This window comes from Anoxybacillus tengchongensis (assembly GCF_014201585.1).
GTDB lineage: Bacteria > Bacillota > Bacilli > Bacillales > Anoxybacillaceae > Anoxybacillus > Anoxybacillus tengchongensis.
This window is the reverse complement of sequence record NZ_JACHES010000001.1, coordinates 291951-305601: the sequence shown is the minus strand read 5'-3', so window position 1 is coordinate 305601 and position 13651 is coordinate 291951. Positions and strand designations below refer to the sequence as shown.

Here is a 13651-nt window from a genome sequence, read left to right as displayed (position 1 = left end):
GTCTTTTTATAATATAATGGCAATCAGTCCACCAGATCCTTCGTTAATGATGCGCTCTAACGTTTCTTTTAGTTTGTAACGGGCATTTTCAGGCATAAGCGCCAACTTTGCTTGAATGCCTTCGCGAACAATGGAACTGAGCGAGCGGCCAAAAATATCAGAATTCCAAATGGAAAGAGGATCATCTTCAAAATCTTGCATCAAATAACGGACGAGCTCTTCACTTTGTTTTTCTGTTCCAATAATTGGTGCAAACTCTGATTCCACATCGACTTTAATCATATGAATGGATGGGGCGACGGCTTTTAGTCGAACACCAAAACGAGAGCCTTGGCGAATAATTTCCGGTTCATCTAAGCTCATATCAGAAAGTGATGGAGCAGCGATACCATAACCTGTTTGTTTCACCATGCGAAGCGCATCAGCGATTTGATCGTATTCCGCCTTCGCATAAGCAAAATCTTGCATCAATTGCAGCAAATGATCTTTTCCGCGAATGTCAACACCGACAACTTCTTTTAAAATTTGATCGTACAATTCGTCCGGCGCGTATAAATCAATTTCTGCAATGCCTTGCCCCATTTCAATGCCAGCTAAACGAGCTTCATCAATAAAGTCATATTCGCTAAATTGTTGCACGACGCGGTCGACATCGCGTAATCGCTTAATATCTTTTACTGTATCGCGCACTGCATCTTGATAACTTTCACGTAACCAATGATTTTCGCGCAACACCATAACCCAGTTTGGTAAATTGACGTTCACCTCTAATACTGGAAACTCATATAATGCCTCACGGAGCACTTGATATACATCTGTTTCGCGCATTCCTTCTACACTTAATGCTAACACCGGAATATCGTATTTTTCGCTTAATTGTTGCTTTAACATTTCTGTTTCTGGATGTTGCGGACGTACTGTATTAATAATCATAATAAACGGCTTACCTACTTCTTTTAATTCGTTGACGACACGTTCTTCCGCTTCGATATAATTTTCGCGCGGAATTTCTCCAATCGAACCATCCGTTGTAATGACCACACCGATCGTTGAATGTTCTTGAATGACTTTTCTCGTGCCAATTTCGGCTGCTTCTTGAAACGGAATCGGCTCTTCATACCATGGTGTGTGAATCATACGTGGTCCGTTTTCATCTTCAAAACCTTTTGCCCCTTGGACTGTATAACCGACACAATCTACAAGACGAATATTCACTTCAAGTCCATCGTCTACTTTCACTTTTACCGCTTGATTCGGAACAAACTTCGGCTCTGTCGTCATAATTGTTTTTCCAGCTGCACTTTGTGGCAGTTCATCTTGTGCCCGCGCTTTATCTGCTTCGTTTTGAATATTCGGAATGACAACAAGTTCCATAAACTTTTTAATAAATGTCGATTTGCCTGTTCGAACAGCACCGACAACTCCTAAATAAATATCTCCGCCTGTTCGTTCAGCAATATCTTTAAAAAGATCGACCTTTTCCAACTGCCTTCCCTCCCTTATATTTGAAACATATGAGGACACTATATGCATATGTTGTTGTCCTATTTGTTTATGACTAAAAAAATCCCTTCTCTAAAATGTATTTGTTTAGAGAAGGGATCATGACTTATTTCACAAGAAAAATTGGCTCTTTTTTCTTTTCATCAATCGTATAAGGGAGGGAATAAGCAGGTACAAAAAGCGAATGCTTGACAAGCAAGTCGCGAATATCATCTCCATACCGATAGTGATGCGCTTCTGTTTGCAGTTTTTCGTATAAATCAATACGGTAATCAATATAAATTTCCCCTTTGCCATCGATGATGAGAGGAAGGTTTTTTCCGGAATACGGGCTAACGACATGGGGAGGCGCATCTAAACGAAGCTTCTTGTAATCGAGCGTAAATACACCTTTCGCCAACACGTCTTTAAATGGCGGGTAACCATGGGCGTCTTGATACATACGAATACGCAATTTTAAATCACGAATCGCCTCTGCGGCACGTAAATCGAGCAATTTCACTGTCGGATTTGTTTCGACATCAACGAGAACGTATTGGTATACGCCACCGCTTTCAAATGCATTTCCTGGCGGCTCTGCCATATATCGTGGCACAAGCATGTTGAAATCAATCGGATATTTTTGATAAATTGGCGTAGACATATCACGTGTTTTAATTGGTAGTAAGCCACCTGTCGCTTGTCGATATTCATTTACTGCTTGTTGCACACGCTCGACTTGTTCTTTATACGGAATTTGGTTTTGTGCTAATCGCTCTTGTGGATATAAACATCCAGATAACATCATCGATACGACAACGACCATTGCAGAAATTAGCCACTTTTTCATCATTCATCCATCCTTTTATTCTTGCACCGGTCCGCTAAATACGACAAATACAATAATGAGACCAGCGATAATCATACTTATGTATGCAATTGTCGCTAAAACGATTTTAATGACCTTATTTTTCACCTTATATCGACTAAAATAAATCGAAAATACAGAGACAAACATTAATCCGATTCCTGTTAATGAAATCCACATTTTTAAAAGACCCGGCGACATCTCTCTCCCTCACTTTCTATATAATGGCTGCATAAAAAAGCTGAAGTAAAGGGGGGCGTCTTTACTTCAGACGATGACTAAACATGCACCATCCATTCAAGTCTGAGAATGTTTTCATAGCATTGTATGCAATATAAATAACAAAGCGCTCTTCACATGCCCATTTCAAAGAAAATTATAGCGAAATGTTTGCCAAATCTTCAAGTTCTGACGTTTTTCCACGCGCCATCAACGAATCTACTGCACTTTTTACATCTTTTCCGTTAAATAATACATCGTAAAGTGCATTTGTAATCGGCATATCCACATTCATTTTTTTCGCTAACTGATAGGCAGCTTTTGTCGTTCGCACACCTTCAACAACCATTCCCATATTTGCTAGCACATCATCAAGCGCATATCCTTTTCCAAGCATATTTCCTGCGCGCCAGTTGCGCGAATGGACGCTTGTACATGTGACAATTAAATCACCAATTCCTGTCAACCCGGCAAACGTAAGGGGGTTGGCACCAAGCCGACTACCGAGGCGAGCCATTTCCGCAAGCCCGCGCGTCATAAGCGCTGCTTTCGCATTATCCCCGTAACCGAGCCCGTCGGTAATTCCTGCTGCTAATGCAATAATATTTTTTAATGCCCCGCCAATTTCTACTCCGATTAAATCTGGGTTTGTATATACGCGAAAATATTGGTGATTCATAAATAAATCTTGAATGCGCTCCGCTGCATCCATATTTTTCGATGATACGGTCACCGTTGTCGGATGACGTAAACTCACTTCCTCGGCGTGACTTGGACCTGATAAAACGACAACATCTTGCAACCGTTCTCCCATTTCTTCTTCAATAATTTCTGAAATACGTTTATTTGTATCTGGTTCAATACCTTTGCTAACCGAAACGACCGTAATCGGCTGTTCTATACACGCGCGAACACGCTGCAACACATCGCGAATCGCTTTTGTCGGAACAGCTAATACGACCGTTTCAATCCCTTCCAGTGCTTTGGCAAGATCTACATAACCGACAATCGTTTCAGGAAGATGAATATTCGGTAAATATTTCTCATTCATATGTTTTTCGTTAATTTCATCAATTTGTTCTTGGCGCTGTCCCCAAAGTCGAACGTCGTGTCCATTATCAGCAAGAACGATCGCCAAAGCCGTGCCCCAACTACCTGCACCTAATACTGCAACCATCTAGTCACCCCCTTAATTTTTCGGACGCGCAATGATTTTTATTGGCGTTCCTTCAAATCCGAACGTATCACGAATACGGTTTTCTAAAAATCGCTCATACGAAAAATGCATAAGTTCAGGATCGTTGACAAATACGACAAATGTCGGTGGTTTTACTGCAACTTGTGTCATGTAGTAAATTTTTAATCGTTGGCCGTTATGTGTCGGTGTCGGATTCATCGCAATTGCATCCATAAGTACTTCATTTAATACGTTCGTTTGAACGCGCATCGCATGATTTTCGCTTACCATTTGAATAACCGGTAGCAACTTGTGCAATCGTTGTTTCGTTTTGGCAGAAACGAATACGACGGGAGCATAATCAAGAAATTGAAAATGATCACGAATTTTTTTCTCGAATTCATTCATTGTCTTTTCATCTTTTTCAATCGCATCCCATTTATTTACAACGATAACAACACCACGGCCGGCTTCATGTGCATATCCAGCAATTTTTTTATCTTGTTCAATAATGCCTTCTTCGGCGTTAATGACGACAAGCACAACATCAGAACGCTCAATTGCTTTTAATGCACGCAACACACTATATTTTTCGGTACTCTCATACACTTTTCCTCTTTTGCGCATCCCCGCTGTATCAATAATGACATATTCTTGTCCGTCTCGCTTAAACGTCGTGTCGATTGCATCGCGCGTCGTTCCTGCTATATCGCTAACAATGACCCGTTCTTCTCCTAAAATTGCGTTAACAAGGGATGATTTCCCAACATTCGGGCGACCGATTAAACAAAACTTAATGACATCCGCATCGTATTCTTTCGTTTCACGCTTAGGAAAATGCGCAACGACTGCATCTAACAAATCTCCGATTCCTAATCCATGCGTACCTGAAATCGGAATCGGCTCTCCGAATCCAAGCGTATAAAAATCGTAAATGTTTTCACGCATGTCTGGATTGTCAATTTTATTTACAGCTAAAACAACTGGTTTATTCGAGCGATATAAAATTTTCGCTACTTCTTCGTCCGCTGCTGTGACACCGTCACGACCATTCGTCATAAAAATAATGACGTCCGCCTCGTCAATTGCAATTTCAGCCTGTTGACGAATTTGCGTTAATAAAGGTTCATCACCGATATCAATTCCACCGGTATCAATAATGTTAAACGTTGTATTTAACCATTCTGCGCTACTATAAATCCGGTCACGTGTCACTCCCGGCACATCTTCTACAATCGAAATACGTTCCCCAACAATACGATTAAAAATCGTCGATTTCCCAACATTTGGGCGACCAACGATCGCTACAACTGGTTTCGACATATTCTCACACTCCTTCACTAAAATTCGAAACCCGAACAAAAAAGAAGCCCTTCCACTGAAGGGGCTAGCTTTCCCATTTTATCAAAAAAATCAATGTTTCACAATAATGAGCAAATCGTCGCTTAATGCGTGAGCAATGCCGTCTAAAATCGCCTCTAAATTGGCTGCGATGCGCTGCATTTCTTCATCATTTTCACAAACGAACGTCATCCCGCCAGCCACTTTATGTGGTGACGTCGTAATGACAGCTAAAATTATTTTTTCTACAGTCATCTTAACACCTTCCCTGCTCGATTCGTTTCGGATTTCGTTGGCATGCGAATCGCATTTTCTAACGTCGGTACGTTACGAATGATCGCTTTAGCTTTTTCGACATCTTTTTCTTGAGGTAAAATGAAAATGCCGACTCGACCATCATCCAAATCGCGCTTAGCAAGTGGTACAAGCGCTGGTGTGCCGGAATCGCGATACACACCTAACGCCGTTGAAATATCATGCAAAATCGCTTGGCGCTGTCCGAGATTTGCAATGGTTGAGCGAGCGTTAAAGTTTTTCGGTTTTAAAATAAATCCCATGCCGTATCGTAAAATTTCTTCGCGCCGTGCTTCTAACCCGATATTCATCATATAAATATTGTCGACATACAATCCAGCTCCTTTAAAATGTGGCTTCACGTATTCCACTTCGACAATATCCCCAAGCCGACTACCGGACATTAGTTTGCGCGCAACGATAAATGAAATGACAGCCGCAACAAGCCCAAGCCATACGTTCCAAACTAAGTAAGCAAACGTGCTTAAAAATGATGCAAAAATAACTAAATAGTTTCTCCCTTCAAAAACGATCGCAATTCCTTCAATATACGTCTTGCCTCGCGGGACGAGTTCATATTGATCAAGCTCATTTAACGTATTTCGTTCCATGTTGCGCACATCGCGAAACTGAGAGGCAGCTAATGCTAAAAATGTAATGGCTGCAAACTCTTTTTCCATAATAGCTGGGACCGCAATCGTTCCGAGCCCAGCTGCAATAAACCCTAAAGCAATATGAATAATTTTCCCGTGTAAATAAGTCGGATATTGACGGTAGTCTGTTTTTAATAAATACAGTCTCGTTAATAAACCAATCGTTACGCCAAATAAAATCGGATACGTATATTCGTTCACGTCTTAACCTCCTTTGCCCGCTTTTGAAATCGTCCATCGATATACATAGGTAATTGTTCAAGCCATTTCCATAAAAATAAACATGCTGTTGCTAACGCCCAGCCATCTAAAAAAGAAAGGGAACCGATCAAATGAGGAAAAGAAAATTGTTTTAACACAAATGCATATAAAAAATCACCTTGACAACACCCGACTGTCAACACAAGTAAGCGATCATAAAATGAGCGATAGAAGGCAAACAATGCAAACAAAAGTGCGAAAGCTAGTAACCATCTCGCTTCAATAAACACCCAAACCGGGTCGAACAATAATAGAAAATGAAATGCGGCATACAACATGGTCAAACTTGCACTTGCGAATGCAAAATAAACGAATGTCGCTCCCTTTTGTTTCATTACGAAAAAGTAACTACCAATGAGCATAAGTATGTAAGTAAGTGAAATGTGAAACGAAAAAATCGTTACCTCATGAATAGATAGTGTAATTAACAATAAAACATATAGACAAATCGATAGGCGAACGCGATTTTTCGGGGCAAAAAATGTGTAAACAATCCATAAAAACCAGGAAATCCAATAAAAATAACCTCCTTCCACCGTCACACCTCCACTTTCCATTATGTCTTATTTTTAAAAATTTAATCTCTGCATGTAAAAAAAGAGAACGGACAAAATAAAAAACAAGGAGGGATGTAGATGGGGAAAGATCGCCAAGAGAAGAAGTTAAAGCAATCGCGTCGCGTTGAATCAGATCGTGATCCAGCGAAAAATTTTAAAGGGAGCACAAAAATAGAAGCATAAACATCTACACGTGCTAAGGGGCAAAGCGCCCCCATTTCGCCTAAAGGTCGCTCTCATCCTGCGGGCAACGGCGAAATGTCGCCATCCTTGGCTCCGCGAAGATCTCGCAAGCCCCACCGAGAAGGCTTAGCTTCCGAAAGAGGGGGCGATGTGAATCGAGCCGATGGCGCTTGGAACTGGACAACGCTCCACCTAAATTTTATATTTTCCTATCTTGTGAAAAAGGTGCCCCGTCTTTTTTTCGGGACACCTTTTTTCATGAGCGTTGACTATAACGAGTCGTGTCGACGCCGCGTTCGCGCAACCAATGATGCGTTTTTCCTGTAATAACGAGGGGCGCTTTTTGCAAATGAGCAATTGTAGGAGTGCCAAGTGCAGTCATAATGAGCGTTAAATCATCGTGCAATTGATCCACCTCTGCAATTAATGCTTCCACGCCTTGTTCAATAAGCAAGCGCAACATATAACCAGCCATTCCTACCGCCGAGGCGCCGAGCGCAATACATTTTGCGACATCAAGGGCATGTTGTACTCCTCCGCTTCCAATAATGCTTATACGCTGCACTTCGGACGCCACTTCCGCAATCGATGCTGTCGTCGTTATTCCCCATTCGTTAAAATACACAAGCTGTTTTTCACGCCGCTTATTTTCAATTTGTGCAAAATTTGTGCCTCCAAAGCCTCCGACGTCAACAGCACATACACCTACATTTTCTAACGCTCGTGCCGTCTCTTTGCTCATTCCAAATCCGACTTCTTTGACGATCACAGGCACATCGACGGCAGCAACAATTTGTTCAATGCGTGAAAGCGCTCCACAAAAATTACGATCTCCTTCAGGCATAACTAATTCCTGAACAACGTTTAAATGAATTTGAAGTGCGTTCGCCTCGATCATATCAACGGCACGCTTTGCCTCGTCAACCGTCGCTTCACTACCTAAGTTAGCAAATACAACGCCGTGCGTATTAACTTTGCGAATAATTGTAAATGATTTCCGCTCTCGTTCATCTTTTAAAGCGGCCATTTGTGAGCCAACGGCCATAGCCACGCCACATTGCTTAGCAATATAGGCGAGCTGCTCGTTAATTTTTGTCGTTTCGTCGCCTCCGCCACCTGTCATCGCATTAATGAAAATCGGCGAACGTAATGAAAGTTCGCCGATGTTTGTTTGTAGATCGATATGAGCAGTGGATATATTCGGCAAGCTATTATGCACAAATGTAATATCTTCAAACCCGTGCAAGCGACGTTGTCCTGTTGCAAGAGCGTATTCAATATGTTGTAATTTTCGTTTTGCACGTTCCACTGCGATCACCATTTTATTTTAATTTTTTTAACTGCTCTCCAATTACTTCGCCAATTTGAAATCCTGTCGTCGTTTCTGTTGAAGTTGTATATTCACGATAATCTTCTTGCACATCATCTTCAAGCAACTCTCGAATGCTTAATGATAATCGTTTCTCTTGTTCGCTGACAGCAAGAACTTTTACTTTTACGACATCGCCTTCTTTTAACACTTCATGCGGCGTGCCAATATGTTTCGTTGAAATTTGGGAAATATGAACAAGGCCTTCGACTCCTGGGAACACTTCGACAAACGCTCCGAATGGGGCTAAACGTTTGACTGTGCCTTCTAATACGTCGCCTTCTTTTATTTTTTGTTCAATGCCGTCCCAAGGAGCTGGAAGCGCAGCTTTCATTGATAAAGAGACGCGTCCGCTTTCCTCATCAATCGCAAGCACTTTCACTTTTACAACATCGCCTTCTTTTACAACGTCTGCCGGATGATCTACACGTGTATGAGCAAGTTGGGAAATATGTACGAGACCATCAATGTCGCCAATATTAACAAACACGCCAAAGTTGGTCATACGTACCACCGTTCCTTCAAGCACTTGACCGACTTGAAGCGACTGTAATACGGCTTTCTTTTTCGATAATTGTTCTTCTTCTACAACCGCACGATGTGATAAAACAACGCGATTTTTTGTACGGTCAAGCTCTACAACTTTCACAGTTAATGTACGTCCTTTATAGTCTGTGAAATCTTCGACAAAATCTTTTTCAACAAGCGAAGCCGGAATGAATGCACGGACGCCAACATCCGCCACAAGTCCACCTTTTACAATATCTTTTACAACCACATCAAACGCTTCACCATTTGCGTGTTTTCGCTCGAGATCTTCCCATGCTTTTTCTGCATCTGCAGCTTTTTTCGATAAAATAAGGGCTTCATCTTCTACTTTTTTCACTTGTGCAATCACTACATCTCCGACTGCAAGTACATCGCTTGCTTTCTCGATATGAAGGCTTGATAGCTCACTAATTGGGATAATACCAACTAGCTTGCTTCCCTCGACATCTACAAGCACTTGCTTGTCTTCTACTTTTGTTACTTGACCTTTCACTGTGTCGCCTACTTCATAGACACGCACATCAACTTGATTCATCTCTTCCATAGTGAATACCTCCTTACACTCCACACCTGCTCGACGACAGAAATATATGTTCAATGGGCGAACAACGATTTGCTCGTCCATTTGACACAAAGAAAAAACTTCCTTTTTTACTAATCTGTATTAAAACATTCATTTTGTCAAGTCACAACTATTGATGTTCATGTAAAAGTTGTTGAATATGTTCCATAATGACGGCTGTCACTTCATCGGCACTCGCTTTTCTTTCCCGCCATGGCGTGAAATCAATCGGAGCACCATATACAACTTTTAATCGCTTTCCGATCCGATAAGGTCCAACAATGGCACAAGGCACAACAACGGCTTCGCTGCGCAACGCAAAAAATCCTGCTCCGGCCAATCCTTTTCTCAATTTTCCATCTTTACTTCGTGTTCCTTCTGGAAATAATCCGAGTACTTTTTTTTCTTTCAATAAAGCTAAACCTGTTCTTAATGCCTCTCGATCGCCCATTCCGCGACGAACGGGAAACGCATGTAAGCGGGAGACAAGTTGTTTAACAATAGGTGTGCGAAACAATTCTTCTTTTGCCATAAAATGAACTGGGCGCGGACATGTAATGCCGACGACAGGCGGATCTAAGTTGCTAATATGATTGGCACAAATAATGACAGCACCTTCTTTTGGGATATGCTCTACCCCACTTACTTCAATACGGTAAAGCGGAGTAAGCACTTGTTTTACAACTGTACGGGCAAACGTGTAAAAACTCACTACCCCTCCACCCTTTCTTGAACGATGCGCATAATACGATCGACAACCTCATCAATCGATAACGATGTCGTATCAATTTCAATTGCGTCCTCTGCTTTTTTTAATGGAGCAACCGCACGTTCAGAATCAATTTGGTCACGCCGAGCAATTTCTTCTTTTAGTTGCTCGAAATCAGACGGAATACCCCTTTTTACATTTTCTTGATGGCGCCGTTTAGCTCGCTCTTCAACAGAAGCAAGCAAAAAAATTTTCACTTCAGCATGTGGCAACACGTGTGTACCGATATCGCGACCATCCATGACCACGCCACCATGTTGCCCTAACTCTCGCTGACGTTTGACCATTTCTTTGCGCACAGCTGGATGTTTCGCTACATACGATACGTTGTTTGTGACATCATTCGTTCGAATCGCTTCGGTCACATTTTCACCATTCGCAAACACAAGCTGTCCACTTGGCGATGGCTTTAATTCAATATATGTATCATGAAGTACATTCATTAATTGTTTTTCGTTATGAACATCTACTCCGCGCTGAAGAGCGCAATATGTTAAGGCGCGATACATCGCTCCTGTATCAATATAAACGTAAGATAATGCTTCTGCTAATCGTTTCGCGACCGTGCTCTTACCAGCAGCCGCCGGTCCGTCAATCGCGATCGAAAGTTTCTTTTCCATAATGCCTCCTGTGAATCAGTTTGTTTTCAACAAAAAAGCAGGAACGCCCCTGCTTTTTCTATTGTACCACACCGCTTATCGTTGGTCGAATGTTTCAATCGTTTTTAATACGGAATTTTTCATGACACCTTCGTAATGAACGACTTTTACAACATATGGCGCAATTGACGAATGAGAGACGACAAATTGAGCGATAAGCAAAAAAATAAATTGAATGATTGCTAGTTTCCATAACATTCGTTCCACTGTCTTCATTCGTTTCTCCCTCTCTGTCATGTTTATTTTATTATGGGAGAGAACGTATCGATTTATGCGTCAAACTGCTCTTTTTTTCTTAACTCAAGCTGTTTTTCAAAGCTGTAACGAATTAATGTGAGACGGTCGACATCGCTCACTTCTAAAAACTGCAAAGATGCTTTTACGACGTTTTCGTCAAATATACGAACAACGCGCGCAGGAAAACGTAAATAATGATAATCCCCTGAACGCATATGCAACACGAGCCAAATTTCAATTGTCATCCCGTGTTTTAACCCTGTTTCGCGATGTGGCAATACAATCGCTGCTCCCCCTGCGCTTATGTCGCTTGTCACTGTCGTAAATGGAGCAAACTCATCATTGAGAGGATGAACGGCAACGTCTACAATCGCTTCAACACGTACGAACTGACGACGTTGAATACGCAGAAGGTGTCGATCCCCTGGATATGACAAAATGAGCAACGGAATGTTTCGTTTTGTGCGACCTAACACTTCCGCTTCAAACGCATAAACGGCTTCATCCTCGCCGACAAAACTGACTTTTAGTTGCGTTCCGTCTAACAAAAAAGCTGTGCGATTTGTGCTCATATCAATTGGGTAATCAATGTAAATTTTTCCTTCCTCTATTTCAGCTACTTTACACTTATACTTCTCCATTTGTTCGCTATATTTTGGTTCAAGCGTTAACGGTACCCCAATTTTAATCAATGTGTAAATCCCCCTTGCTAAAAACATTTCCGTCTTTCCATTTGGTATATGAAAAATACACCTCATAGCATTTTCAATTTGACAATAACATGATACCATCAAAATGAAAAGAAAAGAATTGGGAACGAGGAAGAATTTATGTGGGCTATTATTTCTGCGGGCATTGCTCCCGGACTAGCGTTGCTCAGTTATTTTTATTTGAGAGACGAATACGAAACCGAACCGCTATCACTCGTTTTGCGCATGTTTTTATATGGTGCATTTTTAGTCTTTCCGCTTATGTTTATCCAGCACGTATTAAAAATTGAACATATGTTACCAAACCCTTTTGTTGAAGCGTTTTTATCAACAAGTTTATTGGAAGAGTTTTTTAAATGGTTTATATTTTACTATGCCATTTATGATCATCGGGAATTTAACGAACCGTATGATGGCATTGTTTATGGAGTAAGTGTATCACTCGGGTTCGCTACGCTTGAAAATATTTTATATTTATTTGCGAACGGGGTGGAATTTGCAGTTACTCGTGCGCTTTTACCTGTGTCAAGCCATGCATTGTTTGGTGTCATCATGGGTTTTTATTTAGGAAAAGCAAAATTTGGGTTACCTAAAAAACAAAGAAATTATGTATGGTTTTCTTTCCTTCTCCCATTTTTATTTCATGGCATATATGACTATATTTTATTAACACAAGAACGTTGGATATACTACATGCTTCCATTTATGATTTTTTTATGGTGGCTCGCTTTACGAAAAGTCAAACTTGCAAAAGGAATGACGATAGAGATCGCACGATCATCAAGCCAGGCGTAACGCTTGGCTTTTTATTATGTCATTTTGCTTTTCCTATGTATAAAAACGTCATTGTGACAAAAAATAGCGTTAAAAGGTATTGTTTACACATCAAGGGAGGAGTCACAATGCGCAAATGGTTCATTTGTTTATTTTTGATTTTTTCGTTTAGTTATACATCGCAGGCGCATGCATTTTCTAAACAAGTCATTCAACGCGGAGCTGTCGGTGATGATGTCATTGAACTACAAGCAAGATTGCAATATCTCGGCTTTTATAGAGGGAAAATTGATGGGGTATTTGGTTGGCGAACATATTGGGCGTTACGCAACTTTCAATACAAATTTAAATTGCCTGTAGACGGTTTAGCCGGAGAAACGACAAAGCAAAAATTAGTGCGGGCCTCAAAATATTACAAATCGTTTGTTCATAGCAATTTACGAAAAGGAAACACGTTTACTCATTACGGTGGCATCCCATTAAGCAAACAAGTCAAGGTACGTCAAACGAAAGCCAAAAATCAAGCAACTGCAACGAGAACAACAAATAAACAAGCAAACAAAACGGCAAGTCCTCAGCAAACAGCTGTAAAACGTGTAAAAACGGCTGCAGTAAATGTACCAAATGGCTTTTCTCAAAATGATATACAACTGATGGCGAACGCTGTGCATGGTGAAGCGCGGGGTGAACCGTATATCGGCCAAGTAGCTGTTGCAGCAGTCATTTTAAATCGTATCAATAGTCCTTCGTTTCCAAACACAGTAGCTGGCGTCATTTTTGAACCAGGAGCGTTTACAGCTGTCGCGGACGGACAAATTTGGCTCACCCCAAATGAAACGTCTCGCAAGGCGGTACTTGATGCGTTAAACGGATGGGATCCATCTAGTGGAGCGCTATATTATTTCAATCCAAACACAGCGACAAACGGATGGATTTGGAGTCGTCCGCAAATTAAACAAATTGGAAAACATATTTTTTGTAAATAGG

The 13651-nt window shown here is 41.2% G+C and carries 17 protein-coding genes; 3 read left to right on the top strand and 14 right to left on the bottom strand.

The window, feature by feature from the left end:
• Nucleotides 1–6 precede the first annotated feature (6 nt).
• The 8 genes from spoIVA to HNQ82_RS01670 all read right to left on the bottom strand — a co-directional run bounded on the left by spoIVA (nucleotide 7) and on the right by HNQ82_RS01670 (nucleotide 6831).
• Nucleotides 7–1485 carry a stage IV sporulation protein A gene (gene spoIVA / locus HNQ82_RS01705; protein ID WP_055440653.1) on the bottom strand — a complete coding sequence of 493 codons (1479 nt, stop codon included), beginning with the start codon at nucleotides 1483–1485 and terminating at the stop codon, nucleotides 7–9.
• Between the two features lie 124 nt (nucleotides 1486–1609).
• On the bottom strand, nucleotides 1610–2332 hold the full coding sequence (locus HNQ82_RS01700) for a hypothetical protein (protein WP_055440654.1): 723 nt from the start codon (nucleotides 2330–2332) through the stop codon (nucleotides 1610–1612).
• 15 nt (nucleotides 2333–2347) lie between these two features.
• Entirely contained in the window at nucleotides 2348–2551 is a 204-nt protein-coding gene (locus tag HNQ82_RS01695; protein ID WP_032099893.1) for a DUF2768 domain-containing protein, read from the bottom strand.
• A 175-nt stretch (nucleotides 2552–2726) separates the two neighbouring features.
• Nucleotides 2727–3746: an NAD(P)H-dependent glycerol-3-phosphate dehydrogenase gene (locus HNQ82_RS01690; RefSeq protein WP_183246618.1), complete on the bottom strand. Its 1020-nt coding sequence runs from the start codon at nucleotides 3744–3746 to the stop codon at nucleotides 2727–2729.
• Between the two features lie 12 nt (nucleotides 3747–3758).
• A complete protein-coding gene (der, locus tag HNQ82_RS01685) occupies nucleotides 3759–5069 on the bottom strand; it encodes a ribosome biogenesis GTPase Der (protein ID WP_183246616.1) in 1311 nt (436 codons plus the stop codon).
• Nucleotides 5070–5159: 90 nt separating this feature from the next.
• On the bottom strand, nucleotides 5160–5342 hold the full coding sequence (locus tag HNQ82_RS01680; protein WP_183246614.1) for a capping complex subunit for YIEGIA: 183 nt from the start codon (nucleotides 5340–5342) through the stop codon (nucleotides 5160–5162).
• Nucleotides 5339–6235: a YIEGIA domain-containing protein gene (locus tag HNQ82_RS01675; RefSeq protein WP_183246612.1), complete on the bottom strand. Its 897-nt coding sequence runs from the start codon at nucleotides 6233–6235 to the stop codon at nucleotides 5339–5341. Before HNQ82_RS01675 ends, HNQ82_RS01680 begins: the two co-directional genes overlap by 4 nt.
• Nucleotides 6232–6831, bottom strand: a complete 600-nt coding sequence (locus HNQ82_RS01670; protein WP_183246610.1) for a YphA family membrane protein — start codon at nucleotides 6829–6831, stop codon at nucleotides 6232–6234. The genes HNQ82_RS01675 and HNQ82_RS01670 overlap by 4 nt, the downstream gene beginning before the upstream one ends.
• A 99-nt stretch (nucleotides 6832–6930) precedes the next feature.
• Here HNQ82_RS01670 and HNQ82_RS01665 point away from each other — a divergent pair, with 99 nt between their 5' ends.
• Nucleotides 6931–7035 (top strand): YpzI family protein, encoded by a 105-nt coding sequence (locus tag HNQ82_RS01665; protein WP_183246608.1) that lies wholly within the window; start codon nucleotides 6931–6933, stop codon nucleotides 7033–7035.
• A gap of 256 nt (nucleotides 7036–7291) precedes the next feature.
• On the opposite strand, the gene fni is transcribed toward HNQ82_RS01665, so the two are convergent.
• The 6 genes from fni to HNQ82_RS01635 form a co-directional block, all read right to left on the bottom strand.
• Nucleotides 7292–8344, bottom strand: a complete 1053-nt coding sequence (fni, locus tag HNQ82_RS01660; protein WP_183246606.1) for a type 2 isopentenyl-diphosphate Delta-isomerase — start codon at nucleotides 8342–8344, stop codon at nucleotides 7292–7294.
• Nucleotides 8345–8357: 13 nt separating this feature from the next.
• Complete coding sequence (rpsA, locus tag HNQ82_RS01655; RefSeq protein ID WP_183246604.1) at nucleotides 8358–9497, bottom strand: 30S ribosomal protein S1; 1140 nt, start codon at nucleotides 9495–9497, stop codon at nucleotides 8358–8360.
• 148 nt (nucleotides 9498–9645) lie between these two features.
• Nucleotides 9646–10227 (bottom strand): 1-acyl-sn-glycerol-3-phosphate acyltransferase, encoded by a 582-nt coding sequence (locus HNQ82_RS01650; protein ID WP_183246603.1) that lies wholly within the window; start codon nucleotides 10225–10227, stop codon nucleotides 9646–9648.
• The gene (gene cmk, locus HNQ82_RS01645; RefSeq protein ID WP_183246600.1) at nucleotides 10227–10904 is read right to left on the bottom strand and encodes a (d)CMP kinase; all 678 of its coding nucleotides are present in this window, start codon (nucleotides 10902–10904) and stop codon (nucleotides 10227–10229) included. Before cmk ends, HNQ82_RS01650 begins: the two co-directional genes overlap by 1 nt.
• A gap of 75 nt (nucleotides 10905–10979) precedes the next feature.
• On the bottom strand, nucleotides 10980–11159 hold the full coding sequence (locus tag HNQ82_RS01640; protein ID WP_183246598.1) for a YpfB family protein: 180 nt from the start codon (nucleotides 11157–11159) through the stop codon (nucleotides 10980–10982).
• 53 nt (nucleotides 11160–11212) lie between these two features.
• Nucleotides 11213–11872: a flagellar brake protein gene (locus HNQ82_RS01635; protein WP_183246596.1), complete on the bottom strand. Its 660-nt coding sequence runs from the start codon at nucleotides 11870–11872 to the stop codon at nucleotides 11213–11215.
• A 138-nt stretch (nucleotides 11873–12010) separates the two neighbouring features.
• Between HNQ82_RS01635 and prsW the strand changes: the two genes are divergently transcribed.
• Together prsW and sleB are read left to right on the top strand one after the other, a co-directional pair.
• Complete coding sequence (prsW, locus tag HNQ82_RS01630) at nucleotides 12011–12685, top strand: glutamic-type intramembrane protease PrsW (protein WP_183246594.1); 675 nt, start codon at nucleotides 12011–12013, stop codon at nucleotides 12683–12685.
• Between the two features lie 107 nt (nucleotides 12686–12792).
• A complete protein-coding gene (gene sleB / locus HNQ82_RS01625) occupies nucleotides 12793–13650 on the top strand; it encodes a spore cortex-lytic enzyme (protein ID WP_425486230.1) in 858 nt (285 codons plus the stop codon).
• Nucleotide 13651 lies beyond the last annotated feature (1 nt).